We start from the raw sequence: 986 nt of genomic DNA on the forward strand, positions 1-986 counted from the left end.
GGTTCAAAATGCACCACAGAACGAATACTTTTGCCTTCATGCATTAAGTCGAACGCTTCGTTAATTTCACCCAGTTCCATTTTATGTGTAATGAATTTCTTGAGCGGGATATCCCCAGCAAGATACTTTTCAACATAGTCAGGGAGTTCAGTTCTGCCTTTCACTCCACCAAAAGCCGTACCACGCCATACGCGGCCCGTTACTAACTGGAAAGGCCGTGTATTGATCTCTTGGCCAGCACCTGCCACACCGATTATCACAGACTCGCCCCAACCTTTATGGCAGCACTCAAGCGCCGAACGCATCACATCAACATTCCCAATACATTCAAAGGAATAATCTACGCCACCATCTGTTAGCTCGACGATCACATCTTGAATCGGCTTATCGTAATTCTTTGGATTAATGCAATCTGTTGCGCCCAGCTCTTCCGCAAGATCAAACTTAGATTCATTAATATCAATCGCCAAAATGCGCGAGGCACCAGCTTGTTGCGCACCTATAATTGCTGATAATCCGATACCGCCTAGACCAAAAATCGCAACGGTTGTCCCTTCTTCAACTTTTGCAGTGTTCATCACCGCTCCAATGCCCGTTGTCACGCCACAACCTAACAAGCAGACATCATGCAAAGAGGCCTCTTTATTGACTTTAGCCAGTGAAATCTCAGGGAGTACCGTGTATTCAGAAAAGGTCGACGTACCCATGTAGTGATAGATTTTTTCGCCGTCTTTCGAGAAACGAGTTGTGCCGTCAGGCATCAAACCTTGACCTTGCGTAGAACGAATTTTTTGACACAGATTTGTTTTACCGGATAAGCAAAACTTACATTCGCGGCATTCTGGCGTGTAGAGCGGAATGACATGATCACCGACCGCTACAGAAGTTACGCCCTCACCAACAGCTTCAACAATACCGCCGCCCTCATGACCAAGAATCGCTGGAAAAACACCCTCTGGATCCTCTCCCGTCAAAGTGAATGCATC

Annotated in this window: 1 protein-coding gene; it reads right to left on the minus strand. The window is 46.6% G+C overall.

The window, feature by feature from the left end:
• The coding region (locus A3739_RS04330; RefSeq protein ID WP_068500464.1) for an S-(hydroxymethyl)glutathione dehydrogenase/class III alcohol dehydrogenase at positions 1-986 on the minus strand (986 nt) is incomplete at both ends.

It is taken from the genome of Oleiphilus sp. HI0067 (genome assembly GCF_001635735.1).